Genomic DNA, 26,904 nt, shown 5'->3' on the forward strand with positions numbered 1-26,904 from the left:
TCACCACGGCGCGGACTTCGGCACGCGCCACCACCAGCCGTGGGCGCGCGGCGCCCGGCCTCGCGCACTGCGCAGCCACGGGTCCAGCGCTCCCGTCACGTCCTGCTCGGTGGCGGCCGCGAACCGCGTGTCGAGCGCGTCCAAGACCCCCGCCAACTCCGTCCGGGCCTCCAGGGGGAGGGAGGCCATCACCCCGGCCAGCCCGTCCCTGCCGTCGAGGTCGTTCTCGTAGGCGCTGAAGGGATAGAACTCGTCCGGACGGGGTCCCGCCTCCAGGATCCGCCCCAGCCGCTCCCACGCCTCGAAGCGGCGTCGTACGGAGTACACCGGCTCGGTGACCGCCCCCCGCCGCTCCGGGGACAGGCGGGCCCGTTCCCACTCCAGCCGCTCCGCGTCGACGGCAGCCACCGCCGCCCGCGCGGCAGCCGACAGCCGCGCCCACAAGGCGTCCGTCCCGGGGGTCCCGCTCATCCGCACCTCATCCGTCACCGGCCCGACGCGACCGGGGCTGCACCCTACGCGCCCGCCAGGCAGAATCAAGGCATGCGAACGGACGTCGGTGGAATGACCCGGTGCAACCCTGCGCCCATGACGGCGCGATGACGCGATGACGCGATGGTTCCGCAGCTACTGGGCCGAGGAAGACACCTGGTTCTACTTCGAGACCGGCGACGACGGGTGGGTGACCCGCCAGGCCGAGCTCCAAGGCCCTGAGCGGCGCCCCGTCACCGCCGCCCGCGCCACGGACTCCGACGCGCGCTACGGATTCACCGCCGAGTCCCCGGTGTCCGAGTGGGAGGGCCATGCGCCGGAACCCCTCACGGCGGAGCAGTTCGAGAGCGCGTGGGCCACGGCGCGACATCAGCTCGCAGCACGCTTCACGTGAACCGAGTCGGTCCGGTCACCCCGTTCCCGCACCGCCAGGACTTCCTCGGCCCGCAGCGCACCCGCACCGGACCCGACGAGGCAGACCTTCCCGTGGTGCATTGCGTCCAGCACCTCGCGTGGGTGCCCGTACCACTCGATCTCCGTCAGTTCCACGGTTCCGCCCGCCGGGAAGGGCACCTGGTAGAGCGTCCCGACGCGTGCGGACCCGTACAGGCTCCGCACCACGCACACGGCCCGCGAGGCGTCCGCGCTCTCGACCGAGACGACGAGAAGCCGGTGGCCGTCAGCCGCCATACCCCTGCCTCCCTGCGTCTTCTGAACCGCTCCGCCCGTGCCCGTCGAATGTAGTTGTCTTTGAGGCCGGTTTCCTCGTCCGCGTGGGCGCCCCGACCGACAGCTTCAAGGACGACCCGTCCGAGCACCTGGGCCGCCTCGTGCCCGGACTGTCGGCACCACCACGCCGACCCCTTCAGCCGGTTGGAGACACTGAGCGTCAGCGAAATCGCGCACGTCCCCTATCGCCAGCGCCGTCAGGAACCAGAGATGCTCACGTTGAACGAGGCCGTGGAAGCGGCGCGCCCCTACCTTGCACGGGCATTCGCCCACGAACCGTGGGCAGTCGTGGTCCAGCCGCAGTTCAGCGAGGAAGTCGAGCCGGCCTGGATCATCAGGTACGACACGCAGCAGGGCATCGACGCGACCGGTGGGGCGGCCGGGCCTCTCACGAGGATGGTCCTCGTCCCCAAGGACGGCTCCCCGGTGCGCTTCCCTCCCTCGCACCTCCCCCTGGACGAGTATCTCGCCTACGTCCGGCACGGCGGCTGGGACACCGCCGGCCTGGCGAGGACAGTGCGTGCCGAGCCCTGGCAGATGGCCGTGGAATGGCTGCTCGCCACCTATCGCGGCCTGGTCGAGCTGGCGAGCATCGACCCGGTCGCGGAGGACGCCGGCACATGGCTGTTCGCGTGTCAGGCGATCGGGCGGCCCGGATATCCACCGACCCCGCTGCTGGCCGCCTCCCTGGTGGTGCCCAAGGATCTCGGGGTGCCGTTCCATCCTGCGGCCGATGACCCCTGGGGCGATGCCGCGGCATACACGCAGAACCGGGTGGAGCGCGATCCGGAGAGGCAGGCGCGGCGACTGAACTCGCGTGGATGCGTGGTCACGGTGGCCGCTGCGATCGCGGGCCTGCCGTCCTCACCGCTGCCGTGGCAGCCGGCTCACGAGGCGCCGGGGTGGTGGCAGTTGCTGCTACGGCGCCACTTCCCCACGGCGGAGCAGTTGCGGTGCGCCGACTGGAACGAGGTGATCGCACAAGCCGGGAAGGGCGGGCCCGGCACGCAGGGCGTGGTGTGGGTGCGGCGGGCGATCCGCGGAACCGAGGTCAGCGGCCACCTCGTGTACGCGCACAACAACGGAACGGTGGTGTTCCTGGACGGGATGACCGGTGGACTGGCGCGGCTGGACACTGCCGGGCTGCGGGAGCTGGTCTTCGCCCGGGTGACGGCCGGGGGTTCCCCTGGCGGCTGGTGACCTCGCGGCAGCCCGGATCAAGGGCGAGGCGACGGGACCGGGACGGCGGCGGTCAGGACGGCACCCTCTCCGGGCGCCGACTCGATGGTCAGGGTCCCGCCGAGCTGGTGTATCCGGGCCCGCATCGCCGGGACGCCGTGTCCGCGCACGCCGGACGGGGCCTCGGGGAGGGCTGCGGGGTCGAACCCGTGTCCGTTGTCGGCCACGTCGAGGACGACCTGGTCGTCGAGCCGGGTGAGGGTGAGCGCGGCGGTGGTGGCACCGGAGTGCTCCCGTACGTTGGCCAGCGCGCCCTGTGCGATGCGCAGCAGCGCGGACTGCACGCGTTCCGGCAGCGGGGTGACGCGCCCGCCCGCGTCGATGTGGACGCGCACCGTGAGTCCGGCGCCGGACTCCCGTTCGGCGAGGGCGTGCAGCGCGGCGTCGAGGCCGCCGCCGTGGGCGAGGTCGGCAGGTGCGAGGTCGTGCACGAAGTGGCGGGCCTCGGCGAGGTTGAGCTCGGCGATGGACGCGGCGGTACGGACGTGGCCACGGGCCTTGGCCGGGTTGCTGTCCCAGATCCGCTCGGCCGCCTGGAGCAGCATCCGCTGGCTCGACAGGCCCTGGGCGAGCGTGTCGTGGATCTCCATGGACAGCCGTTGGCGTTCGGCGAGGGTGCCTTCGCGGCGCTCGGTGGCGGCGAGCTCGCGGCGGGTGCGGACGAGGTCGTCGATGAGGGCGTGCTGGCGGGCCGCTTGCCGCTGCATGTGGAGGAAGACGGCGGTGGTGAGCGCCGCGACGGCGGCCGGTCCGATCACCAGGTCGAGGTTGAAGCGGGGGGCCAGCGTCAGCTGCGCGAAGATCACGAAGAGCGTGAGGAACGCGACGAGGGCGTACGCGGCGACGGGCGGCAGGGTGCGCAGCGCGGAGTAGAAAAGGGGGACCGCGGCCCACGCGAAGCTGGGCGCGAGGAGGACGAGGACGGCCCACGCGGTGACGACCATGCCCAGCCAGGCGAGCCGGGGGGCCGGAGGCCAGGGCGTGCCGCCACGGCCCGGGTGCGCCTTGACCTCCGTGGCGGGGCCGAGCAGGTAGAGGACCGCGAGCACGACGGCGAGGGCGATCACCCAGGGGGCGCGGGCCTCCTGGGTGTGGCGCTGGACGAAACGGACCATCGAGGTACCGACCAGCACGAAGAAGGTGACGCGCATGACCAGCGCCAGCCACCGGTCGTCCGGATCGCCGCCGGAGCCGGAGGGGTCGCTGGGGTCGAGCCGCACGTGCACCTCTTGACATAGGGGCCCCGAACTGGACAAACAGTCACATTATCACCGAGTGGGGCCGTACCGGGGTCGACCGATCGGATGACCCGCGTGTCCGCTCTCCTGCCCACCGGACGCACCCGGCCAGCCGACCGGTCGGGGCCGCCGCCGGGCCCAGGATTGATCTCAGAGCGGGGCGGCCGGAACGGACCGCCCCCCACCCCTCATCAAGGAGCCGGTCCACATGAAGCAGGTCAAGAAGGTCTCCCAGCGCACCCGTGCCATCGCCGGCGGCGCCCTGGTCGCGGCCCTCGCCCTCGGCGGCTTCGGCGCCTACGCCGCCAGCGCCGCTCCGGTCCAGACCCCGGCCCCCGCCCCGGCCGCGCAGGCCGATGCGAAGACGGACGCCAAGAACAAGAACCTGACCCAGTCGACCCACCTGAGCATCGACGCCGCCACGAAGGCCGCCCGGACGGCGCTCGACGCCGCGAAGAAGGAGAACCAGCGCGTCACCGTCGCGGTGGTGGACCGCAACGGCAACACCATCGTCACGCTGCGCGGCGACGGCGCCGGACCGCAGTCCTACGAGGCCGCCCAGCGCAAGGCCTACACCGCCGTGTCCTGGAACGCCCCCACCTCCGTACTGGCCGGCCGCCTCGCCCAGACGCCGACCCTGAAGGACATCCCCGGCACCCTCTTCCTCGGCGGCGGCGCCCCGGTCACCGCGAAGAACGCCCCGATCGCGGGCATCGGTGTCGCGGGCGCGCCCTCCGGCGACCTGGACGAGAAGTTCGCCCAGGCCGGTGTCGCGGCGCTGAACAAGTAGTCGCGGCTCTGAACAAGGAGCCGTGCGAGCCTGACGGCGCGCGTCACCCCGACCACCCGAGGAGGACCCCCATGCCCCCTGCCGACCCGACCCTGCTGGCCGCCGCCGGCTCGGGCGACGCCGACGCCGTGAGCGCGGCGCTCGCCGCGGGCGCCGACATCGAGGCCTACGACGAACACCGCCGCACCCCGCTCCTGCTCGCCGCCCTCGGCGACCACGTGGCGGCGGCCGAGGTCCTCGTCGCCGCCGGCGCCGACCCGAACGCCCAGGACGAACGCGACGACAGCCCCTGGCTGGTCACCGGCGTCACCGGCAGCGTCCGCATGATGCGCACCCTGCTCCCGGCCCGCCCCGACCTCGCCCGGCGCAACCGCTTCGGCGGCATCGCCCTGATCCCCGCCGCCGAACGCGGCCACGTCGACTACGTGCGGGCCCTGCTCCGGGAAACCGAAATCGACGTCGACCACGTCAACCGGCTCGGCTGGACCGCACTGCTCGAAGCCGTCATCCTCGGCGACGGCGGCCGCGCGCACCAGGAGATCGTGGAACTGCTGATCACCGCCGGCGCCACCGCGCACCTTCCGGACGGCGACGGCGTGACCCCGCTCGAACACGCGGAACGCCGCGGCTTCACGCAGATCGCCGGCCTGCTCAGGTCCGTACGGTAGGAACGACCACGCATGGTGATCGGCGGCGGGCTCCACGGTACGGAGGCACTGCCGCCGGTACCGTCCCGCCCCGCCCCGGGTCACACGGGGCGGTCCTCGAAACGGTGCACGACGATCCAGTAGTCGTCGTCCTCCTCGGTGAGGGCGCACAGTCGTCGGCCGTCCGGGGACATCGCGATGACCATGGATCCGGCCCCGGGTGCGAGGGCGGCGGAGAGCGCGGTGCGCGAGGTGCGGCGCACCCGGACCCAGTCGCGACCGGCCCCCTGGACCAGGAAGCAGCCCTCCCCATCGATGACGGCAGCGTTCCGCGCGTGCTCCAGCCACAGCCGGTCGGCCTCCACCAACGCCCCCGGCGCCGAGCGCGGCACGGTGGCCAGCGGGACCACCTCGATGTTGACGACGACCTGGAAGGCCCGCGCGTACGAGGGCAGCCCCTCGGCGATGCCCTGCGCCACAGTCTCCAGCCCGGCCTTCGCCAGTTGCGGCGCCGGCGCGCTCCCGCTCTGCTCGTCTCTCACCCTCGGCCACCGCTCTCGTAGAACAGGTGATGGTCGCCGCCATCTTCGTTGATCTTGGCGTAGCGTTCCACCTCCTTGTCATTGCTTCCGTCCCAGCGAGTGAGGATCGCGTGCCCCGCACCACACCGCCCCGCCCGGTCGACGCCGAGGCCCGGTTCCCGGACCTCGCCGACCACCGCCGTACCAGCACGCGCCTCCACCCGCGCCCCGGCTCCCCGACGGCCGGCGACAGCTCGGTGGCCGGCCCGCTCCTGTGGCCCGCCGGCGAACCGTGGCCCGTGTGCACCGCCGTCCATCCCAAGGGCAGCGGGCACCGTCTGTCGGACGTGCGCCTCCAGCGGCAGATCCTCGACGGGGCATGGCACCGTCATCCCGGGTCGGGCCCCACCGATACGGAACGCGCGGTCTTGGACACCCTCCGGCCAGGACCGCACGCCCCGCAGATCGCGGACGCCGACCCGATTCCGCTGCTCGCCGCCGCGCAGCTCTTCGCCCGCGACGTCCCCGACCTGACCGGACCGGACGGTTGTGACCTGCTCCAGGTCCTCTGGTGTCCTTTCGAGGTGCACGGCCCCGACCGGACCATCGAGGTCGTGCTGAAGTGGCGGCGCTCCCAGGACGTGGGCGAGGCCCTCGACGTGAACCCTGAACCCGTAGTGGTGGGCAGGGCCGAATGCGTTCCGAACACGTGCGTGCTCCACCCCGAGCAAGTGGTGGAGCACGAGTACGAGGGTCTGCTGGACGAGGGCCTTCAGGAGGCCATCAACGTGTGGGAGGTGGGAGACGAAGAAGAGGACGAAGAGGACGACGACGCCGTCGGCTTCTCCGCCCCCTCCCGCTCCGCCACGTACGAGGAGTACGAGGCCGCCATGGCCGCCGCGCGCGCGGACGAGGCCGACGAGGTGACCTACCGGGGCGATCTGTCCATCGCACCCGGCTGGAAGGTCGGCGGCTTCGCCTCCTGGCACCTCACGGACCCGACGCCCATCGCTTGCGGAGTCTGCGGAGCACCCATGCCTCCCCTGCTCACCGTGGACGTCAGCGAATGGGACGGAGCCTCCGAGAGCTGGATCCCCCTGGAGGACCAGGACTCCCTACCGGACAGCCGGATCAGCGACCCGACCGGCGTCTACCTCGGCCGCGGCCTCATGCGAATCCACACCTGCCCCACCACTCCGACGCACCCGCACCGGCTCAGCTTCCAGTAGGAGGCGCGTACCGCCCGGCGTTCAGGCGTGGTTGACCGGGAGGACGGAGGAGGTAATCCTCACATCGTTCGGTTTGCTTCAGGTCCAGAGATCAGCGTTCGTGGATCGTCAATGTCAACCGTAATCTCGAACCCAGAGGTCGAGCTGAAGGTGGCGATGTTTCCGGATAGCTGGATCCGATCAAAAGGATTGGATTCCGTGAAGAACATCGCCCAGATGAGTGCACGGTCAACAGTCAACCGCGCAATGAACCCCTCGGACCCGTACGAGCCCTCTCCGCCCCACAACAGCCCCTTACTCCCCAGGTCTACTGCGGCCAGCCCATCGACCGAAGACACCCAAGACGGATCGATCTCCAGGATCTCATCCAGACCGAACGGGGCGAGCACCCTCAACCCGCTCGGCTCGTCGGAGTCGAGGTCAACATCATAGGAGCCCCCATCCGCAAAATGCAGGGCGTCTCTGATGGGAAGCTCGAAATCTTCCCACAGGCGTTCGATCGCGGTCATTTTGGCTTACACTCCCCGTTGCGCACGTGCTGCGGCCTCTCCTGCAGTCCCGTCGGGGGGACCGGCTCACCTAGTTCATTTCTATTCCGCCCAGAATTCATTCGCCTCCTGAATTGCTCCGCCCATGTTCGTCCGGTTGTCGAATCGGGGTGAACCGCGTTCGGATCGACTCGCTCGATGATGACCGGCCTCCCCACCTCGCGCGCCGCATCAAGCCTGCGGTTGTCGTATGACACCAGTTGGCCGTCTATTTCCATGACCTTCAAAGCCGTTCCGGGACGTTGCCAATCCCACTCCCCGGAGCGCATCTTCTCCACGTAGTCGTTCGGGGAAACGGTGCGTTGGGAGAAGTTCAGATCTTCGGGATTGGCCCATTCCGGCTCCCCGGCCAACCCTAGGTGGTCAGTCCAGCTGTGGGGATTACGAACATACGCCACCGCATTAGGTGCCGGAACCAACCCGAGCGGGTCCGGTGTGGTGTAACGGGCGGTTTCTGGGTCGTAGTACCGAAAGTAGTTGTAGTTGAGGCCGGTTTCCTCGTCCGCGTACTGGCCTGGGAAGCGGAGCGGACAGTCCACCCCACCCTCTGAACCGGGGAGGGGAGTGCCCCAGATAGTGGTGCGGGATTGCCACGCGAGGGCGCCGTCGGGCGTCACGAGTTCGATGGGCGTGCCGACGAGGTCCGTGACGATCGCGAGGAAGCGTGCGTCGAACTCGGACTGGGTGGTGGTGTCGGCGATGTCGAGTATCGAATGGGTGGTCTCGGGCCCAGCCTCGAGCGTCTGGCGTGTGGACTGGGATATCGGGCGGTGGGTACCCGGCGCGTAGTCCCACGTCGTCGCCGTGCCGTCCGAGGCGAACTGCTCGGCCACCTGGGTGCCGTCCCACGTGAAGGTGAGGGGGGTGCCGTCCGGGCTGGTTTTGGATATGCGGCGGCCCAGGGGGTCGTAGGCGTAGGTCCATTCCTCGCCGTCCGGGGTGGTGGCCTTGGTGAGGCGGTTCTCCGGGTTCCAGGTGTACGTCCAGGTGCGACTCTGGCCGTTGAGGAGCTTGCGGGTCTTGCGGATCAGACGGCCGGCGGCGTCGTGCTCGTAGGTGGTGCGGCCCGCCCGGCGGATGAGCGCGCCGTCGTAGGCCCGGTCTCCGGTCGCGGGGTGGTGCGGTGCTGCGGCCTGGGTCTGGTTGCCCGTGGAGTCATAGGCGTACTTCTCGCTCCAGCCGTGTGCCTGGACGCCCGTCACCCGGCCCGCGGGATCCAGCGTGAAACGCCGTGTTCCGGTCGTGAGCTCCCGGATTTCGGTGAGGTAGCCGTCGGGGCGGTAAGCGCAGGTGCGGTGCTGGAGGATGCGGTCCGCTTCGGACTGGTGACGGGTGGCGAGGGTTTGCGTGGTGAGGCGGTCGCCCCTGTCCCAGGTCTGCGTGAGGGTGGTGTCGTCGCCGATGCGCCGTTCGGTCTCACGGCCGGCTGCGTCGTAGGCGAAGGCAATGCTTCCGTCGGCGCTGCTCAGCCTGGTAGGGCGACCCGCGGGGTCGTGGATCCACTCCGAGCACAGGCCGGAAGGAGTCGTGCGCTGGGTGCGGCGGCCCATGGCGTCGTACGCGTACGCGCTGATGCGTCCGTTGACCGTTTCCGAGACGACGCGGCCGACCGCGTCGTGTTCCCGGGTCAGTTCCGCGTCCGCGTTCGCCGCACAGAGCAGGGCGCCACTCGCGCCGTACGCGTAGGTCGTGATGTCGCCGGTGGTCTCGTCGTGCTGGCTGACCATGCGCCCGAGCGCGTCGAGTGTGTAGCTCAGCCTTTCGCCCAGCGCGTTCGTCTGGGCCGTGAGGCGGCCTGCCGCGTCGCGTTCATACGTGCGCACAGCCCCGTTGAAGTCGGATTCCGCGACCAGACGGCCTGCCGCGTCGTACGTGTAATGCCACTGCTTGCCCTGGGGGTTGGTGACATCGATCAGGCGCAGCTCGGTGTCGTAGGCGAAGGAGTAGTGCGCGCCGTCGGGGTCGGTCCTCGTAGCGGGCTGGTCGAAGTAGGTATAGGTGTAGGTGGTGGTGTGCCCGGCCTCGTCCGTGTGGAGCACCAGGTTGCCTTCGGTATCCCACTGCCACACCTCGCGGGCGCCGTCCGGCCCCTCGCGCCAGGCGGGCATCCCCTCGATCGTCCAGCCGTGACGCGTGGTCTGGCCCAGTGCGTTGGTGACGGCGGTGACCTGGCCGTGCGGGCCCCGGCGCATGGAGGTGGTGCGCCCCACAGGGTCGGTTGTCCCGACCGGGAGACCCGCCGCGTCCGTGGTGATACGGGTGGTGTGGCCCAAAGGGTCCGTGACGGAGGTCAGGTGGCCCGACCTGTTGTAGCCGTAGCACGTGACGGCGCCGCTGGGGTCGGTGGTGGAGGTATGTGCCCCACGGTCGTCATACGTGTGGTGCCACACCGCGCCGCCCGGTGCGCGGGTCTCCAGCGGCAGGCCGCGGTCGTCATAGACGGTCCCGGCCACGGTGCCGTCGGGTCGCTCAACGGCGATCAGGCGGCCCTGGTCGTCGTAGCGGTAGCGCGTGGTGCGCCCCAGGGCGTCGGTGACGGCGATGGGGTGCCGATTGCTCTCGTCCCACTCCGTGCGGGTGGTGTTCCCCAGCGGGTCGGTGTACGCGGTGATCTTGTACGCCTCGTTGCAGACGTAGGCGCTGGTGTTGCCCTGTGAGTCGGTGTACCGGGTGGTCCGGGCGGCCGTGTCGTAGTGCATCCGACCGGACAGGATGCCGTCCGGGCCGATGCCGCGCAGGACACGGCCCCGGTGGTCGTAGACATAGCCGTACGACGTGCCGTTGCGGTCCGTCCACGACGTCACACGGTGTTCATCGTCGTATCGGTAACGCAAGGCTTTGCCGGTCGAGTTGAAGACCTCGATCAGGTTGCCCGCCGGGTCGTAGGCGTAGGAGGTGAGGGTGGTGCTGTGCTCGCGCTGTTCGCCGTGCAGGAGACGCAGTGCTGTGACCCGCAGCAGCTTGGGGTCGGTGTCGACGGCGATACGGTAGCCGCCGGAGTGGGCGATCTCCTTCGGCGCTCCCTGAGCGTCGTAGGCGATGTCGATGCGGTCGCCGTCGCCTGTCCGGTCGGTGATCGCCGTCAGAGCCAGCTCACGGCCCCCCATGGGCAGGGGGGCGAAGTGCAGGGTGCGATTGCGATCCGGGACCACGATGCGGAAGGCACCGTCGGGCTTGCCATCCCAGTACAGCGGCCAACGGGGACCGGAGGTGGGCAGCGTCGCCACATCGGGCGTCGGCACCGGATACGTCAGGAGCATGCCGCCGTCCGTGACGTAAACGACACCCGCCCCGTCGATCTCCAGACGCTGGTCCAGCGTGCCCGCCCAGGTGGGGCCGAACCATCCCCCGCACGGATGCCCCGACACGTAGTGCCGTTCCAGGACCACCGGCAGGGCGCCGGGCAGGGTGACGTCGATGGCGGACATGACCATCTCGCCGGTCGCCACGTCGATCGGCTCGCCGGCCGTGGGGCGCTCTTCGTTGGGCGTGGTGTTCCTGTCCGGATCACTGTCCGTCCGTGCGCGGGCGCTGCCGTCCCGGCGCAGGCCCAGCTCCCGGCTGCTCAGACGCTGCGCGGCGTTCTTGGCCGTGGAGGCGCCGCGCCGAACGGCGCCGGCGCCGCCGCTGGCGAGAGCGAGGAGGAGTTCGGGGGTGAGCTGCCCGGCCGCACGGGAGGGGTTTCGCTGCCATTCGTCCCAGTTGACGACGGCTTTGGCGAACTCCTGGGGGTGCTGGACGGCGTACGAGGCGCCGTCCACCATGCCTGCCAGGTGCAGGCCGACGCCATCAGGCCCGTCACGGACGAGGTCGTCGAAACCGTCGTACCAGCCTCGCATCGTGTCGCCTGCGCCGCCGAAGAAGTCACCCAGCCCCTTCTCGAACCTGTTCCACCCTTTGAGGGGCGGCGGCTTGTCCGGGGCTTCCTCCGCCGCCTCGACGAGTTGCCGCTTGGTCGCGTCGATGACGGTCTGCAGCTCGGTCTCGAGCTTGTCCAAGCGGTCGTAGCAGTCCTTCAAAGCGGCGAGGCCGGGATCGTCGTCCGGCGGACGCTCCGGCAGCGGATCATCTTTGCGATCCAAGGCGGCGTTGTAGTCCGTGACGCGCTTCCAGTAGTTCTTGGAGGTCGCCCGTGCCTCGTCCGCGTCGTCGATGATCGGCCTGACGCGCGTATGGACCGAGCGCAGTTTGTAGGCGTAGGAGTCCAGGGCCTTCCCGGAGGCCTCGAAGTATTTCTGCGCGGACTCCAGGTCCCGGGGAAGCTTCTGAGTCGCGCTCTCGAACCCCTCCGCGCCGGCTCCGGCCCAGTCCATCAAGGACAGGTCGACCAGCTTGTCCAGCCCGTCCTTGAACGCACCCGCATAGGCGAGGAGTTTGAGGGCGAGATCGTCGACATCCATCGAGTTGCCGTAAATGACATCGCTGGGCTTGGCATGGGGAGGTATGCGCTCGACTGCGCCGCCCTCCATCGCATCGCGACTCGTCATATGATTGGCCCCTTCGACTTCGAACCGCCGTCGACCTCCCAGCCGCCGTCGACGCGTAGGCGGGGGCGTTGGGGCACGTCCTGGTAATTGCCGGTGTCACCGTCGTCCAGCCACGGCTCCTGATAGATCTCGGGCGGTGGATCGAACTTCGGCCTGGACCCCTCCTGCCACGCCTCCAGGCCACGCTCTCCGAACGGGAGCTTGGCCATGTTCGCCGCGGTCGGCGAGAAGTCCTCGATGCGCAGGAGATCTGCCAACACGTAGGCGGCGAGGACCTGGCGGAGCGTCTCCACCACCGTGTCCGTGTACTCAGCCACCTGACCCATGCCGAAGCCCCATGACGAGAGCATCTTCTCGGTCGAAGAGTAGATGTCGAAGTCGGCCGAGTTCGCGATCTGCGCGGACATCGCCTGCCAGTCACGCTTGATTTGGCGCGCGGCCACCACGGATTCCTCAAGCGGCGTCAGCACTTTGCGCACCGAGGCGATCTCGATCTTGTAGCCGTCGCCCGGGGCCGGCGCTCCCGTGTGCGGGCACCTCCCACGGGGCACCAGCGATGCCCCGTCCGCGTAGCTCGGCAGGCCTGCCCTGGCTCCGACGAGCCCCTCCCACCCTCGGCTCCCTGCGGGGAAGGCCGTCAGGCGTGGTTCACCGGGAGGACGTCCGGGGAGAGGGCGCCCGCGTGGGCCGCGGCGCTCGTCATCTGCTTGCGGTGGTGGCGGCGGCACAGGACCTCGTAGCCGATCTCCTCCGCCGGGCGGTTCACGTCGCCGACCACCACCTGGGCGCCTTCCACCACCATCTCCCCGCCCACCGTGCGGGCGTTGTGCGTGGCGCGGGCACCGCACCAGCACAGGGCCTCCACCTGGAGCTGCTCCAGACGGTCCGCCAGCTCGATCAGGCGCTGCGAGCCGGGGAAGAGCTTCGTGCGGAAGTCCGTCGTGATGCCGAAGGCGAAGACGTCCATGCCCAGGTCGTCCACGATGCGCGCCAGCTGGTCGATCTGGGCGGGGGCCAGGAACTGTGCCTCGTCCACGATCACGTAGTCCGCCTTGCCACCCGCCGACAGCTGGGCCACCACGTACGCGTACAGGTCCATGCCCTCCGGCGCCTCCACCGCCTCCGTCACCAGACCCAGGCGGGAGGACAGCTTGCCCTCCCCCGCCCGGTCGTCACGGGTGAAGATCACTCCCTGCAAGCCGCGAGCGTCGCGGTTGTGGGCGATCTGGAGAGCCAGGGTCCTTTTGATCGAGCATCCGCCAAATTGCAGGGGCGCCGCCACCGGTCCGTCGCCGGTCAGCCGTCACCCGTTCCCGTAGTCCTCCACCATGGAGGCGATCAGTGCCGTCAGGGCGTCAGCCCGTTGCCGGTCCTCGTGCTGGTTGCGCAGGGCCTCGTCGACGGCTCGCAGCCGGGCCAGTGCGGCGGGCTCCGCGTCCACCAGGTCGTCGACCACCGGCGTGGTGGTCAGGTCCAGGCATTCGGTGAGCAGGCGACGGGTGGCGGGACGGGGCGGGTTGGGGTCGGGGGCGGCGAACCCGGAGGTCAGATACCGGGCAGGGTCGGTCAGGCTCCAGCCGACGACGGCGCCGCCCTGGACGAGGAGCGCCACGTCCGGGGCGATGCCGATACGGGCGTCCAGCGGCTCGTCGAGGACGTCGAGGTCGCGCAGACCTGTCACCACGGCGTCCTCAGGAGTGCGGCACAGCACGGAACACATTTCATGCCGGAAGTCCCGGACCTCATCCGCGCGGAGCCCGCCCGGGCGTACCGCTGGAAGGAGGGAAAGCCGGGCGGAGTCCTCCGCGGAGGCGCTCTCTCCCGGCAGCTGGAACTCGGCCCCGACCAGGTGGCGGCCGACCGGGTCGAACCGGAAGACGTCAGGCGAGTCCCACAGCCAGTCCTGGCTGCCGAAGGTGTCCAGGAGCCACCGCTCGCGTTCCTTCACTGCGTACTGTGCGACGTGCACGGAAGTGCCGAAGCGGGGGGTGACGTGCAGCGGATCGTCCGTCACCGTCGCACGCCAGTCGCCATCGAACGTCAGCTTCATGGTCATTCCTGCCTCATCTGATCTGCACTGCAGGGGCCATGTATCCACCCTTGGCAGGAATCCTGCCTTCCACGATGTCCTCATGGGTAATCGGCCTACCGGGGTCCGTGGGCTTGCCGCCGAGCGCCTCCGCTCCTGATTCGCCCTTGATGCCCGACGGTCCGTAGGCCGTGATCGCCTGGCCTTGGGTGCTGCCCGGCCCATCGACCACGACGATGTCCTCACCCTGCCGGAAGGTGAGCCTTCCGGCCGTGCCCGTCGATTGGTACACCGCGTCCGGGTGCTTCAGGATGTCCATGACCCGTTCGTCGCTGAAGGCGTGCCTCGTGTCCCCGTGATAGTCACCGTGCTTCTTGAACCCGCCGTCCTGCGCCCTCTCGATGACGCCGTCCACGATCTTGTCGATCCGCTTCCTGGCCTTCTCCTCCTTCGTGCACTTGGGCGCGAGGCCCAGCGGGTCACACCCGCTGTACGGGTTGTCCACGTAGGTGACGGGGTTCGGCGCGGGAGCCAGCCCCAAGGGGTCCGGGGAGGTGTAGCGGCCTGTCTCGGGGTCGTAGTGCCGGAAGTAGTTGTAGTGGAGGCCGGTCTCGGGGTCGTAGTACTGGCCCGGGAAGCGGAGCGGGGTGTAGGTGCTGCTGTCACGAGCCCAGGCGGTGGTGCCCCACAGGGTGGACCGGGCGCGCCACGCGATGTCGCCGGACTCGCCGATCAGCTCGGTGGGGGTGCCGATGAGGTCGGTGGCGATGGCGAAGAAGCGGCGATCAATCTCGCGCTGGTGGTCGTCGGCCGTGAGGATGCGCTCGGTCTGGGCCAGCGGGACGTCGCCGCGGTGGTCCCAGGTGAGGGCGACCGCGTTCGGCTGGTCCGGCTGGTGGGTGGTCTGTTCACACAGGGTCAGGCCGTCCCAGGTAAACAGGACCTCCTCGACAACGGTGACGCCGTCGGCTGCCATGCGCTGCTTCGCGGTACGGCGGCCGAGCGGGTCGTAGCGGTACCTCCAGCGGGTCCCGTCAGGGGTGGTCACCGAGGTCAGGCGGTTCTCCGGGTCCCACGTGTAGCGCCATGTGTCCGGCTTGCGGGAGAGCCGGGTCTTCTGCCGCAGGGTGACCCGGCCGAGGGCGTCGTACTCGAAGCGGACGTCTCCGGCGCGGGTGAGGCTGGTGCCGGTGTAGGTGCGCGGTCCGGTGGCTTCGCTGCCAGGGTGGCGAGACGGCCAGGATGCCGAGGTCTGGTTGCCCGAGGCGTCGTAGGCGTACCGCTCCGTCCAGTCCCGGGCATGGACACCGGTGACCCGGCCGATACCGTCGAGATCGAAGGTGCGGGTTCCCGCAAGCCGGTCCGCGACGGAGGTCAGGTGACCGTCGGCGCGGTAGACGTAAGCGCGGCTGTTGACGGTGCGCCCTGCTGCGGTGATGTGTTGCTCGGAGAGCCGGCCTGCCTCGTCCCAGGCCGAGGTCATGGTGATCGCGTCGCCGAAGACACGGGCCAGTTCGCGACCGGCGGCGTCGTGCCTGAACTCGACGCGGTGGCCACCGGTGGTGAGGCGCTGGGCCTGTCCGGCGGCACCGTAGCCGTAAGAGGTGACATGACCGGTAGGCGTGATGCGGCGCGTACGGCGGCCCAGGGCGTCGTAGGCGTAGCTGATGGGGCGGCCCTCGACCAGTTCGGTCTTGGTGAGTCCGCGACGGTCGTACTGGTACCGCAGGTCCCCCTCCGGTCCGGCCGCCTCCAGCAGGCGCCCCGCCGGATCGTAGGAGTAGGTCGTCACCACCCGTCCGTCGACGTCCTTGCTCGTCACCTGTCCGAGCTGGTCGCGCTCGAAGGAGATGGTCCCGCCGAGCGCGTCGGTGCGAGCGGACAGTCGGCCCGCGGCATCGACACGATAGGTCAGAGCGCGTCCGTCGAAGTCGCTCTCGGAGACGATGTTGCCGACGGCGTCGTACGCGTAGTCCCAGGTCAGTCCTTGCGGGTTCGTGACACGGGTGAGGCGTAGCTCGGCGTCGTGCTCGAACTCGTAGCGTGCGCCATCGGGTCCGGTCCGGGCGACCGGCAGGTCGAAGTGGGTGTACTCGAAGCGGGTTGCTCCACCCGACGCGTCGGTGCGGGTGATGAGGTTGCCCTCGCCGTCGTAGGTCCACGACTCCGTGGCCCCGTCGGGGCCGGTGCGCCGGCCGAGCTGTCCGTCGGCGTGCCATTCCAGGCGGGTGACGCCGCCCACCGGATCGGTGATGCGGACGGGCCTGCCGACGGCGTCCCGCTGCGTGAGGGTGATGGCGCCGGCCGGGTCGACCACCTCTATGGGCAGCCCCGCCGCGTCAGACACCACGCGGGTCGTGGCGCCCTCTGCGTCGGTGAGCGAGGTGAGCCGGCCCCCGTGGTCGTAGGTGTAGCGGGTGGTGGCGCCGGCCGGGTCGGTGACCATCGTGCGGTTGCCGCGCTCGTCGTACTGATGGAGCATGCGGGAGCCGTCCGGGCCGGTGACTTCCACGGGCAGCCCGAATCTCCCGCGTACGGTGCGCAGTTCGCTTCCGTCAGGGCGGGTCGCGGCGACGAGCCGATCGTCTTCGTCGTAGGAGAAGGCGGTGGTGAGGTCCAACGGGTCGGTGCGGGTCAACAGGTTGCCGCGCGGATCGTAGGTGAAGCGTGTGGTGCGGCCGAGCGGGTCGGTAGTGGCCAGGACACGGCAGCCGGAGCCGAACAGGTGGCGGGTGACCTTCCCGTCGGCGGTGGTGATCGTGGTGATGTGGTGGCCCGTGTCCGGATCCGGATCGGTGTACGACAGGGTGATCTCGACGTGGCCGGCCTCACCGCCCTCCGCCACGACGCGGTCGCGCTCGTCGTAGACGTAGTCGTACCGGCTTCCGTTGGAATCGATCCAGGCGATGACGCGGCGACGGTCGTCGTACACGAAGGTGGCAGTGGCACCCGAGGGCTTGGTGACCGAGGTGAGGTTGCCGTCCTCGTATCCGTAGCTCATCAGCGGCAGACGCGTGCCGGCCCGGCCGGTCAAGGACAGAGAGGTGACCAGGCCGTCGGTGACGGAGAGTTCCACCCGATGGCCCGCCGAGTGGACCAAGGCCAGCGGGCGGCCGTCCTCGTCTCGGTCGACGGTGATGGAGTGGCCGTTGCGTTCGGTGATGCCCGACAGCCAAGCCTCGCCGTCGTCTCCCGGTTCGCCCCCGGGCGGGGCGATGAAGTGGAAGGTCAGGCCACTGTCGGGGTCGGTGATCGCGTAGTCGCCGTCAGCGTCACGGGTCAGCAGGGTACGGGCTCTGCCCGCTTCCGGTCGTGTGGGCACACCGGGGGCCGGGTGAGGGTACGGGACCAGAAGACCTTCGGCGGTGACGTGAACGATGCCGACCGCGTCGATCTCCAGCCGCTCGTCGACGGTGGACGTCCAGGCGGGCCCCAGGAAGCGGCCGACCGCGCTGCCGGATTCGGTGCGGCGGGTGAAGACCAGCGGCAGGATGCCGGGCAGCTCGACATCCGTCTGGGGCAGGAACATCCGGCCCGTGGCGAGGTCGACCGGATCGGTACCGGCGCACTCCTTCTCGCCGTCCGGGGTCCTGTGCTGGTCCGGGCCGTCCGTGTCGAGGCCTCGCCGGCCGGGCCCTTTGAGGTCGTCGGCGTGCTTGGCGGCCGAGCCGACCTTCTTCAACGAGCCCAGGCCCTTGGAGCCGACGAGCTCCGGGATCATCTTGCCGAAGCCCTCGGAGGGGTCCTTCATGAACTCGTCGAGCATCTGCTTGCCCGCGCCCATGGGGTCGTTGGCCATGGTGACCAGGCCCGCCGCCGTCGAGTTCAGGTTCGTCACGTACTCGGCGGGGTGGGTCAGGTTGTACGGGTCCATCGGGTTCAGCGCACGGGCGAAGTTCACGATCCCGGCCGTGCCCTTGATGACACCGCCCGTCAGGTGCGTCTTCGCGAGGTCCAGGTAGTCCATGCCGTCGCCGAGCTGCTGCGCGTACGAGGGCTTCGGCGGAGCCGCGTCCCGCGCCGCCCGCACCGCCGTACGCACCGTCTCGGCGACGTCGTTGCGCTGCTTGCGAGCCGTGTCCAGCTTGTCCTGCGCGGCCGTCGCGATCGCGGCCCCCGGATCGGTGAAGTTCTCCGAGGGGAGGGGCGGCAGCGGATCCTGCTTCGCCTTCAGCGCGTCGTTATAGGTACCGACCAGCTTGTTGTGGGCGTTGCGGGCATCGGTGGAGACCTTCTTCGCCCGGTTGTACTCCTCCAGCGCCTCCTTGGCCTGCCCCTGCGCCCACTCCACCGTCTCCGCGAACCGGCCCATCGCGTCGGCGGCCTTCCCGAAGGCCTCCGCCGCCTTGAACCAGCGCGGCGGCTCCTTCGCCACCGACTCCCGGAACGAATCGGCCGTCCTGCCCTTCAGGCCGTCCGGCTCCCCCATCCCCTTCAGGCCGTTGCCGACCTTATCGAAGGACGCCTTGAAGTCGTTCAGGTGGGAGACCTGCGCGCGCATCTTCGACACGCTGCCGTAGACCAGCCTGTTCGGATCCTCCGTCTGACCCAGCTCCAACTCCGCTACATCAGCGCCTAGTTGATTGGCGGCGGAGCGGCTCTTGTCACGGATCCAGTCGCCCGCGTCGTCCAGGCCGACGTCCTCGGCGAAGTCCGCCGTCTTGTCACCGGCCCACTCGACCGCGTCGCCGACCTTCTCCGCACCCTTCTCGACGCCGTCCTCGATGACGTCAGGAACGAAATCCCGCCAGCCCATCAGCGACCGCCCCCGTCACGCTTCGCCTGCTCCAGCAGGTCCTTCAACGAACCGATCCTGCCCGTGGACGTCACGGTGTCCCCGGTGTCCGACCAGGTCTGCTTGATGTCCTCGGCACTCTTCTCGAAGGACTCCGCGCTGTAATCGGGCTTGTAGGCGTCCGCGGAGAAGATCTCACCCCACGGCTTCTTCTCGATCTCGTCCTCACTGGCGTGCGGATTGCCGTACGCCGCGTTCGCGACCACCCGGAACGTGCCGTGGAGGTACTGCTCCTCCTCCCACACCGTCCCCGCCGCGATCCCCAACGACCGGGCGAGGGTGCTCGCGTCCTGCACCAGGCTCCGCACACCCCACTCCCAGCGCTCGCAGAAATCCTCGAAGTCGGTGGCCAGACCCGCGTGCCCGGCCTCCATGCCCGTCATCGACAGGTTTTCGAAGCCCGCGCCCATCGACGCACCGGCCGCGTCCCCGGACTCCCGGAGTTCCCCGATCGCCGCCCGCAGACCGTCCTGAATGTTCTTGACCGCCGCCGGCGAAACCTCAAGATCCCCGTCCCCCGCCATCAGGCCACCTCCCCACGACCGACCAGATCCACGGCATTCGCGTCCGGGACGATCCCCGCCACCGGCGGGAAGAACATCGACCCGTCCCCATCCGCCACGTTGACGACCACGCCCGCCGGACCGTCCGCCATCGGAACCACCACGTCCACCAGCCGCGCACCCAGCACCGAGAGGAACTCCCACTCCCGACCGGACTCGGCCTCGCCACGCGCCTCCGCGAAACGGGCCAAAGCCTCCTCGTCCGTGAACGCGTAGACCCACCGGATCCCACCCGACACCGCCGACATCAGACCGCCCTCGGGGCCATCGGCGAGCGGCACCAGCAGGACGGCCCGCCGGAACTCCCCCACCAGGCGACCGGGATCACCCGCCCCGCCCCGTATCGCCGCGATCTCTGCGGTCAGTTCCATGGGCTGCATCTCTCCAGCGCTGGTCAGCGTCCTAGAGGAACACGCTATCGGGAGCCCCACCGGTTCCCTCAGGCCCCTGAGAGAACCCTGTCAGGCGTGGTTGACCGGGAGGACGTCCGGGGAGAGGGCGCCCGCGTGGGCCGCGGCGCTCGTCATCTGCTTGCGGTGGTGGCGGCGGCACAGGACCTCGTAGCCGATCTCCTCCGCCGGGCGGTTCACGTCGCCGACCACCACCTGGGCGCCTTCCACCACCATCTCCCCGCCCACCGTGCGGGCGTTGTGCGTGGCGCGGGCACCGCACCAGCACAGGGCCTCCACCTGGAGCTGCTCCAGACGGTCCGCCAGCTCGATCAGGCGCTGCGAGCCGGGGAAGAGCTTCGTGCGGAAGTCCGTCGTGATGCCGAAGGCGAAGACGTCCATGCCCAGGTCGTCCACGATGCGCGCCAGCTGGTCGATCTGGGCGGGGGCCAGGAACTGTGCCTCGTCCACGATCACGTAGTCCGCCTTGCCACCCGCCGACAGCTGGGCCACCACGTACGCGTACAGGTCCATGCCCTCCGGCGCCTCCACCGCCTCCGTCACCAGACCCAGGCGGGAGGACAGCTTGCCCTCCCCCGCCCGGTCGTCACGGGTGAAGATCACTCCCTGCAAGCCGCGAGCGTCGCGGTTGTGGGCGATCTGGAGAGCCAGGGTGCTCTTTCCGCAGTCCATCGTTCCGGAGAAGAACACCAGCTCGGGCATGGGGAGTACGGGGCCTTTCGGAGGGAGAGGGGAGAGGGAGGAGAGCGCGGCGGGTGCGTCAGGAGCGGATTTCGAGCAGCGGGACGAGCTGCTCGGCCGGGGTCATGGAGCCGTGCATGCCCGCGAGGGCCGATTCGTTGGGCTCGGCGCGCGAGGCGGTGATCGCCACGTCGGCCTGGGCGGCGGCGATCACGTCGCCGATGCGGCCGAGGACCCGCTCGTCGCATTCGCCCGGCGCCCCGAACCAGCCCAGTTCCAGGGCTTCCGCGCGGCTCGCGACCCAGAAGCGGTCGCCGAGCACCTCGCGCCAGACGGTCAGGACGTCGGCCTCGGCGCCGGGTACGGCGTACACGTGCCGGGCCCGCCCCTCGCCGCCCAGCAGGGCCACGCCCGCGCCGAGTTCCCAGTCGTCGTCGTAGTCGATGCGGGAGTCCTCGTCGAAGGGGACGTCCACCATGCCGTGGTCGGCCGTCACGTAGAGGGCCGTGCGCGGGGGGAGTTGTTCGGCGAGGCGCTGGACGAGGCGGTCCACGTACATCAGTTGGCCGCGCCAGGCGTCGGAGTCGACGCCGTGCCGGTGGCCGGCCCCGTCGAGCTCGCTGTAGTACGTGTAGACCAGGGAACGGTCGCCGGCTCCGAGCCGCTCGGCCGCGAGGTCCATGCGCTCCTCGCCGGTCATCCGGCCGAGGAAGGTGCCGCCGCTCAGCGCGACCTTCGTCAGCGGGGTGGTCTGGAAGGCGGGCGAGGACACCTGCGCCGTCGCCACCCCGGCCGCGTCGGCCTGCTGGAAGACGGTCGGGTACGGCTGCCAGGGCTTGGGCGGGGTCCACGGGTGCCAGCGGAGCTGGTTCATCAGTTCGCCGGTGGCGGGATTGCGCACGGTGTAGCCGGGCAGGCCGTGCCGCGCGGGCGGCAGGCCGGTGCCGACCGAGGCCAGCGAGGTGGCGGTGGTCGCCGGGAAGCCCGCGGTGATCGGGCGGCCGGTGCCGCCGCGCGAGGTCGCCAGGAGGGAGGTGAGGTACGGGGCCTCGTCCGGGTGGGCCTTGATCTGCTCCCAGCCCATGCCGTCGACGAGGAACACGCAGTTCCGGTCGGCCGGGGTCAGCTCGGCGATCGAGGCCTCGAAGCCGGGTACGCCCTGGCCGGCCACGAGGGTGGGCAGCAGGTCGGCGAGCGAGCCGGTGCCGTAGTGCGGCACCGGGGCGCCGGCCAGGTCCAGGAGCTCGGGCTCGTCCTGCCAGCTCTGCGCGGCGGAGTACGACGCCATCAGCGGGCGGGGGTGGAGGTGGCCGCAGTCGCTTCGCTGAGTGCCTGCGCGAAGACCAGGGTCTGGCGCACCGCCTCCGGGCCGTCGCCGGCCTCGCTGACGCGCAGGCTGAGGTCGTCGGCGGTGGAGTTGCCGGTGTAGCCGTGGTCGGCGTCGCAGTTCTGGTCGCCGCAGGCGGCGGGCTCCAGGTCGATGCGCGAGACCGCGCCCCAGCCGATGGTCAGGACGACCTCGCGGGGCAGGGTGCCCGGGGTGTAGGACTCCGGGTTGGCGACGACGCGGCTGAGCACCACGGAGGAGATGCTGGCCAGCTTGACCGACTCCGTGGAGGTGGTCGCGTACGGCGACGGGGAACCGGCGTCGGCGGCCTGCTCGTCGGTGTGGCTGACGATGAAGCGGTTGCCGGTCAGGACCAGCACGGTGACGTGCCGGCGCACCTCGTTGGAGTCGAAGGTCGTCTCCTGGTGGACCAGGTACGACGAAATCGGCTCGCCGCCCACCGCGGCCTCCACGGCCTCGGCCACGAGGGCCGGGTAGTAGCCGCTGCGCTCGATCGCCGTGCGCAGCCCCTGGGTCGTCGTACCGGATTTCGCCATGAGGTCCATCCTAAGGCCCGTGCGGGGCACCCCGGCCGCCCTGGGGCCCGTCGGACCTCAGTAGCTGGGCAGGGTCCGCGGACCGAGGTCCCCGCGGGCGGGCGGGTGGGCGACGCGGACCGTCGCGCTGAGCACGGACAGCCCCTCGGTGGCGACGACGACGGGCTCCAGGGCGACCCCGACCACCTCGGGGTGATCGTCGACGAGGCGGGAGAGGCGCAGGAGCAGTTCCTCCAGGGCGGGGGTGTCCACAGGGTCGCTGCCGCGCCAGCCGAAGAGCAGCGGAGCGGTGCGGATCGAGCGGATCAGGCTCGCCGCGTCCTTGTCCGTGGCGGGAACCAGCCGGTGGGCGGTGTCCCCCAGCAGTTCGGAGGCGACCCCGGAGAGCCCGAAGGAGAGGACCGCGCCGGCGGCGGGGTCGATGACCGAACGGATGACGGTGTCGACGCCCCGGGGAACCATCGACTGGACCACGGGGAGCAGCTCCTGCGGTTTGCCCAGCGCGTGGGTGAGCTCCTCGTACGAGCGGCGCAGCTCGGCCTCGGTGGTGAGGTCGAGGCGGACCCCGCCGAGGTCGGCGCGGTGACGCAGGTGCGGGGCGGTGGTCTTGAGCGCGACGGGGTAGCCGAGGACCGCGGCGGCGCGGACCGCGGCGTCGGCGCTGGGGGCCGGGAGGGTGGCGAGCACCCGGATCCCGTACCGGGCGAGCAGCTCGCGGGCATCGGGGTCGTCCAGGGTGGCCACCGCCTCCTCCCCTACGCCGGCCAGCAGGCGGGAGAGCTGCGCGGCGGCCCCGCTCTCGTCGATGTCCTCGAACTCGGGCACCTGCCCGACCTCGGCGACGCCCCGGCGCCACTGCCCGTACCGGACGGCTTCGGCGACGGCCTTGACGGCCCGCTCGGCGGCGGGGTAGCTGGGGATCCGGGCGGCTCCGGGAGCGGGCACGGCCGCGCTCCCCGCACCGCCGGAGGCCGGCTCGGGCCGGAAGGGCGCGGCCGGGGTCCCGGTCACGGCTTCGGAGACGGGCACGGCTTCCGCGGGCACGGCTTCCGCGGGCGCGGCTTCCGCGGGCGCGGCTTCGGACCCGGAGCCCAAGGCCGCCAGAGCCGTCGCCGGTGTCGGCAGCGCCGCGGGCGGCGCGTCCGCGAGGTGCGTCGAGGCGGCCGGCGCCGTGGCCGCCGAGAGCGCCTCCGCGAGGGCGCCCAGCTCCACGTGGACCACGGCCACCGGCTTGCCGGGGTACCCGGCGGCGGCGGCCCGCAGGGCTTCGGCCAGATCGTCGGCGAGCGCGTGCTCGCTCACCCACGGGATCGCGGTGACGACGACCGCGTCGGTGTCCGGCGAGGCCAGCGCCGCGGAGACGGCCGTACGGAAGTCCTCCGGCGAGGCGGCCGTGGTCAGGTCGAGCGGCGGCAGCGGCCGCAGCCCCTCCGTGAGGCAGGCGTCGTAGGTGAGGACCCCGAGCGATTCGGAGTTGCCGAGGATGGCCACCCGCGGCCCGGCCGGTACGGGCTGCGAGGCCAGCAGCAGGCCGACGTCCACCAGCTCGGTCACTGTGTCGACCCGGATGACGCCCGCCTGCCGCAGCAGCTCCGAGACCGTCGCCTCGGGCAGCCGGGTGCCGGGGACCACGTGCCCGGCGGGGGTGTGCCTGCCCCCCTTGGCGACGACCACGGGCTTGACGGCCGCGGTGCGCCGGGCGAGCCGGGTGAACTTCCTCGGGTTGCCCAGGGTCTCCAGGTACATGAGCGCCACGTCGGTGGCCTCGTCGTCGTACCAGTACTGGAGGATGTCGTTGCCGGAGACGTCGGCCCGGTTCCCGGCGGAGACGAAGGAGGACAGCCCCTCCCCGCGCCGCAGCAGCCCGGAGAGCAGCGCGATGCCGATCGCCCCGGACTGGGTGAACAGGCCGACCCTGCCCCGCGCGGGGGCCGGAGCGGGGGCCAGTGAGGCGTTCAGCTCCACCTCGGGGGCCGTGTTGATCACCCCGAAGGCGTTCGGCCCGATCAGCCGCATCCCGTATGAGCGCACCAGCCGCACCAGTTCGCGCTGGCGGGCCGTGCCCTCGGGCCCGCTCTCCCCGTATCCGGCGGACAGTACGACCAGCCCCTGCACCCCGTGTTCTCCGCAGGCCACCACCGCGTCCGGGACCCGGTCGGCCGGGACCGCGATGACGGCGAGGTCGACCGGGGCGCCGACGGCGTCGAGCGTGGGGTAGGCGCGTACACCGTCGAGCAGATCGCGGGTGACCGCCTCGTTGACCGCGTAGAGGTGGCCGTGGAAGCCGCTGTCGCGCAGGTTGCGCAGGGCCGCCGCGCCCACGCCCGCGAGGGAGCGGCTGACCCCGATCACCGCCACCGAGCCCGGGGACAGCAGCCGCTGGACGGAGCGGGCCTCGGCGCGCTGCTCGCGGGCGCGCTGGACGGCGAGGGACTCGGCGGTCGGTTCGAGGTCGAGCGAGAGGTGGACGGAGCCGTCCTCGAAGCTGCGCCTCTGCTGGTAGCCGGCGTCCGTGAACACCTTGATCATCTTACCGTTGGCGGGCAGCACCTCGGCGGCGAAGCGGCGGATCCCGCGCTCGCGGGCCACCGCCGCGATGTGTTCGAGCAGGGCGGAGGCGACTCCGCGTCCCTGGTGGGCGTCCTGGACGAGGAAGGCGACCTCGGCCTCGTCCGAGGGTCCGGTGGCCGAGCGGCCGTCGGCGCCGATCCGGTCGTAGCGGACCGTGGCGATGAACTCGCCGCCGATCGTCGCGGCGAGTCCGACCCGGTCCACGTAGTCGTGGTGCGTGAAGCGGTGCACGTCGCGGTCGGAGAGCCGGGGGTAGGGAGCGAAGAAGCGGTAGTACTTCGACTCGTCCGAGACCTGCTCGTAGAAGCTGACCAGCCGGCCCGCGTCGTCGGTGGTGATGGGCCGGATCCGGGCGGTTCCGCCGTCCCGAAGGACGACGTCGGCTTCCCAGTGGTCCGGGTACGAGGGGTCGGACTCGGTCGTCATGGGGTCACCTTAAGGCGCGAACGGCTCGACTGGCCTGGGCGCGGCGCATCAGGCTAGCCGGCTCGAATCAGGGCAAGCTGGGGTAGGTCCAACGGCGGGAAACCCGGGCCGAAGGTCGGCTCGACCATTCCGGACGTCGTGAGAGACTGGTCTAGACAACCCGTAAGCACCTGAAGGGCATCACCATGGCAGAGCGCCGCGTCAAAGTCGGCTGGGCCGAGGGCCTGCACGCTCGTCCCGCCTCGATCTTCGTCCGCGCGACGACCGCTTGCGGCGTCCCGGTGACCATCGCGAAGGCCGGCGGCGACCCCGTCAACGCCGCCTCCATGCTGGCGGTTCTGGGCCTGGGCGCCAAGGGTGGCGAGGAGATCGTCCTCTCGTCCTCCGCCGACGGCGCCGAGGCCGCGCTGGACCGCCTCGCGAAGCTGGTCGCCGCGGGTCTCGAGGAGCTCCCCGAGACCGTCTGACCCTTCAGGTTCGACCCGCAGGACTTGCACGGCGAAGCCGGTGCCCCCGACCGATGAGGTCGAGGGCACCGGCTTCGCCGCTTTTCGTACGGGGATCCGGTCGGCTCGTCGGCTCCGGTCCGCTCTACCGCCGTCGGCTCGTACCGCCCGTCCCGCTCGTCGGCGCCGACAGGCATGCGCGCACCGCCATTGCGCCACATCCCATTCCGGGCGCACCCATTCCGGTGGCCGGAATTCGGCCGACCGAATTCCGGCGGCACAATGGCGCCCGGAACACGGAACACGGGGCATGGAAGAGCGCGGGGCACGGGCGTGAATTACCGACCCGGATATCCCCCTTTGTATACGGCGTTTGTTAATGCGGAACGCTCGCCGTGTTTACGGCAGGTTGCAAAGTCCTCACGCGCATCCGGTGCGCCCCCGCCGCCCGGTCCACGTGGGCCGCCGTCAGCGCCCGGGCCCGCTCGGCGTCGCCCCGGGCCACCGCGTCCACGATCGCGCCGTGCTCCGCCCAGGACTCCACGGGCCGCACCGGGGCCTCCACCACGTACATCCAGGCCACCTTGTGGCGCATCTGGGTGAGCAGGGCGATGAGCCCGGGGCTGCCCGAGGCCTGGGAGAGCGTCTCGTGGAACCAGCCGCCCAGGGAGCGCAGATCCTCCCCCTGGCCCCGCCTGGCCCGCTCCTGGCCCAGCCTGACCAGGCCGCGCAGCACCTTGAGGTGGGCCTCGCTGCGTCTGCGGGCCGCCCTGGCGGCCGCGAGGGGCTCCAGGAGCATCCGCAGCTCCAGGAGGTCGGCCGCCTCCTGCTCGGTCGGCTCGGCCACACAGGCACCGGCGTGCCGGCGGGTGGTCACGAACCCCTCGGACTCCAGCGTGCGCAGCGCCTCGCGCACCGGAACGCGCGAGACTCCGTACCGGCGGGCGAGCACCTCCTCGGTCAGCCGGGCGCCGGGCCCGAACACCCCGGAGACGATGTCGTCGCGGATCGCTGTGCATACCGTGTGCGCGGGAATACGCAAGACCGGACCTCCGCCTTTTTCGTATGGCTGTGCGCGTTGCGACTCTATTGCAACACACGATAATTTCCGAGGACGGCCGGAAATACGAAACATTCACACACCGCGGAGCGCGAAACACGACGAAGGCCCCGGCTCTC

At 70.7% G+C, this 26,904-nt stretch carries 23 protein-coding genes; 6 read left to right on the forward strand and 17 right to left on the reverse strand.

Annotated elements, in window-relative coordinates:
• Positions 1-471: a hypothetical protein gene (locus OG435_RS43530; RefSeq protein ID WP_266886187.1), complete on the reverse strand. Its 471-nt coding sequence runs from the start codon at positions 469-471 to the stop codon at positions 1-3.
• A 136-nt stretch (positions 472-607) separates the two neighbouring features.
• On the opposite strand from OG435_RS43530, the gene OG435_RS43535 reads away from it, so the two are divergent.
• Positions 608-886, forward strand: coding sequence for a hypothetical protein (locus tag OG435_RS43535; protein WP_266886189.1), 279 nt, complete (start codon positions 608-610; stop codon positions 884-886).
• On the opposite strand, the gene OG435_RS43540 is transcribed toward OG435_RS43535, so the two are convergent.
• The gene (locus OG435_RS43540; RefSeq protein WP_266886191.1) at positions 862-1,182 is read right to left on the reverse strand and encodes a hypothetical protein; all 321 of its coding nucleotides are present in this window, start codon (positions 1,180-1,182) and stop codon (positions 862-864) included. The two genes, OG435_RS43535 and OG435_RS43540, sit on opposite strands and share 25 nt — an antisense overlap.
• Positions 1,183-1,431: 249 nt before the next feature.
• On the opposite strand from OG435_RS43540, the gene OG435_RS43545 reads away from it, so the two are divergent.
• Complete coding sequence (locus tag OG435_RS43545; RefSeq protein WP_266886193.1) at positions 1,432-2,421, forward strand: toxin glutamine deamidase domain-containing protein; 990 nt, start codon at positions 1,432-1,434, stop codon at positions 2,419-2,421.
• Positions 2,422-2,438: 17 nt separating this feature from the next.
• Here OG435_RS43545 and OG435_RS43550 read toward each other — a convergent pair whose 3' ends face one another.
• Positions 2,439-3,611 carry a sensor histidine kinase gene (locus OG435_RS43550; RefSeq protein WP_266886576.1) on the reverse strand — a complete coding sequence of 391 codons (1,173 nt, stop codon included), beginning with the start codon at positions 3,609-3,611 and terminating at the stop codon, positions 2,439-2,441.
• Positions 3,612-3,906: 295 nt separating this feature from the next.
• Between OG435_RS43550 and OG435_RS43555 the strand changes: the two genes are divergently transcribed.
• Positions 3,907-4,488 (forward strand): GlcG/HbpS family heme-binding protein, encoded by a 582-nt coding sequence (locus OG435_RS43555; protein WP_266886195.1) that lies wholly within the window; start codon positions 3,907-3,909, stop codon positions 4,486-4,488.
• Positions 4,489-4,559: 71 nt separating this feature from the next.
• Positions 4,560-5,156, forward strand: coding sequence for an ankyrin repeat domain-containing protein (locus OG435_RS43560; RefSeq protein ID WP_266886197.1), 597 nt, complete (start codon positions 4,560-4,562; stop codon positions 5,154-5,156).
• 80 nt (positions 5,157-5,236) lie between these two features.
• Here the strand turns inward: OG435_RS43560 and OG435_RS43565 are convergent, their stop codons facing one another.
• Complete coding sequence (locus OG435_RS43565) at positions 5,237-5,677, reverse strand: hypothetical protein (RefSeq protein ID WP_266886199.1); 441 nt, start codon at positions 5,675-5,677, stop codon at positions 5,237-5,239.
• Between the two features lie 110 nt (positions 5,678-5,787).
• Between OG435_RS43565 and OG435_RS43570 the strand changes: the two genes are divergently transcribed.
• Positions 5,788-6,885 (forward strand): hypothetical protein, encoded by a 1,098-nt coding sequence (locus OG435_RS43570; protein WP_266886201.1) that lies wholly within the window; start codon positions 5,788-5,790, stop codon positions 6,883-6,885.
• Positions 6,886-6,944: 59 nt separating this feature from the next.
• Here the strand turns inward: OG435_RS43570 and OG435_RS43575 are convergent, their stop codons facing one another.
• The 12 genes from OG435_RS43575 to OG435_RS43630 form a co-directional block, all read right to left on the reverse strand.
• The gene (locus OG435_RS43575; RefSeq protein ID WP_266886203.1) at positions 6,945-7,394 is read right to left on the reverse strand and encodes a hypothetical protein; all 450 of its coding nucleotides are present in this window, start codon (positions 7,392-7,394) and stop codon (positions 6,945-6,947) included.
• Positions 7,391-11,920, reverse strand: coding sequence for an RHS repeat-associated core domain-containing protein (locus OG435_RS43580; protein WP_266886205.1), 4,530 nt, complete (start codon positions 11,918-11,920; stop codon positions 7,391-7,393). The genes OG435_RS43575 and OG435_RS43580 overlap by 4 nt, the downstream gene beginning before the upstream one ends.
• Positions 11,917-12,399, reverse strand: coding sequence for a hypothetical protein (locus OG435_RS43585; protein WP_266886207.1), 483 nt, complete (start codon positions 12,397-12,399; stop codon positions 11,917-11,919). Before OG435_RS43585 ends, OG435_RS43580 begins: the two co-directional genes overlap by 4 nt.
• A 158-nt stretch (positions 12,400-12,557) precedes the next feature.
• Positions 12,558-13,202: a thymidine kinase gene (locus OG435_RS43590; RefSeq protein WP_266886209.1), complete on the reverse strand. Its 645-nt coding sequence runs from the start codon at positions 13,200-13,202 to the stop codon at positions 12,558-12,560.
• Positions 13,203-13,223: 21 nt separating this feature from the next.
• The gene (locus OG435_RS43595; protein ID WP_266886211.1) at positions 13,224-13,970 is read right to left on the reverse strand and encodes a hypothetical protein; all 747 of its coding nucleotides are present in this window, start codon (positions 13,968-13,970) and stop codon (positions 13,224-13,226) included.
• A gap of 13 nt (positions 13,971-13,983) precedes the next feature.
• Entirely contained in the window at positions 13,984-18,705 is a 4,722-nt protein-coding gene (locus tag OG435_RS43600) for a putative T7SS-secreted protein (RefSeq protein WP_266886213.1), read from the reverse strand.
• Positions 18,705-19,268, reverse strand: a complete 564-nt coding sequence (locus OG435_RS43605; RefSeq protein ID WP_266886215.1) for a hypothetical protein — start codon at positions 19,266-19,268, stop codon at positions 18,705-18,707. Before OG435_RS43605 ends, OG435_RS43600 begins: the two co-directional genes overlap by 1 nt.
• Positions 19,268-19,678: a hypothetical protein gene (locus OG435_RS43610; RefSeq protein ID WP_266886217.1), complete on the reverse strand. Its 411-nt coding sequence runs from the start codon at positions 19,676-19,678 to the stop codon at positions 19,268-19,270. Before OG435_RS43610 ends, OG435_RS43605 begins: the two co-directional genes overlap by 1 nt.
• 90 nt (positions 19,679-19,768) lie before the next feature.
• The gene (locus OG435_RS43615) at positions 19,769-20,419 is read right to left on the reverse strand and encodes a thymidine kinase (protein WP_266886219.1); all 651 of its coding nucleotides are present in this window, start codon (positions 20,417-20,419) and stop codon (positions 19,769-19,771) included.
• Between the two features lie 58 nt (positions 20,420-20,477).
• Positions 20,478-21,686 (reverse strand): alkaline phosphatase family protein, encoded by a 1,209-nt coding sequence (locus OG435_RS43620; protein ID WP_266886221.1) that lies wholly within the window; start codon positions 21,684-21,686, stop codon positions 20,478-20,480.
• Positions 21,686-22,282 carry a DUF5998 family protein gene (locus OG435_RS43625; RefSeq protein WP_243331716.1) on the reverse strand — a complete coding sequence of 199 codons (597 nt, stop codon included), beginning with the start codon at positions 22,280-22,282 and terminating at the stop codon, positions 21,686-21,688. The genes OG435_RS43620 and OG435_RS43625 overlap by 1 nt, the downstream gene beginning before the upstream one ends.
• 57 nt (positions 22,283-22,339) lie before the next feature.
• Entirely contained in the window at positions 22,340-25,279 is a 2,940-nt protein-coding gene (locus tag OG435_RS43630) for a bifunctional GNAT family N-acetyltransferase/acetate--CoA ligase family protein (protein WP_266886225.1), read from the reverse strand.
• Between the two features lie 185 nt (positions 25,280-25,464).
• Between OG435_RS43630 and OG435_RS43635 the strand changes: the two genes are divergently transcribed.
• On the forward strand, positions 25,465-25,746 hold the full coding sequence (locus OG435_RS43635; protein ID WP_266886227.1) for an HPr family phosphocarrier protein: 282 nt from the start codon (positions 25,465-25,467) through the stop codon (positions 25,744-25,746).
• A gap of 355 nt (positions 25,747-26,101) precedes the next feature.
• Here the strand turns inward: OG435_RS43635 and OG435_RS43640 are convergent, their stop codons facing one another.
• Positions 26,102-26,767, reverse strand: a complete 666-nt coding sequence (locus tag OG435_RS43640) for a GntR family transcriptional regulator (protein ID WP_250746485.1) — start codon at positions 26,765-26,767, stop codon at positions 26,102-26,104.
• Positions 26,768-26,904 lie beyond the last annotated feature (137 nt).

The sequence above is a fragment of the Streptomyces sp. NBC_01264 genome, from assembly GCF_026340675.1.
In the GTDB taxonomy this organism is placed as follows: Bacteria; Actinomycetota; Actinomycetes; order Streptomycetales; family Streptomycetaceae; genus Streptomyces.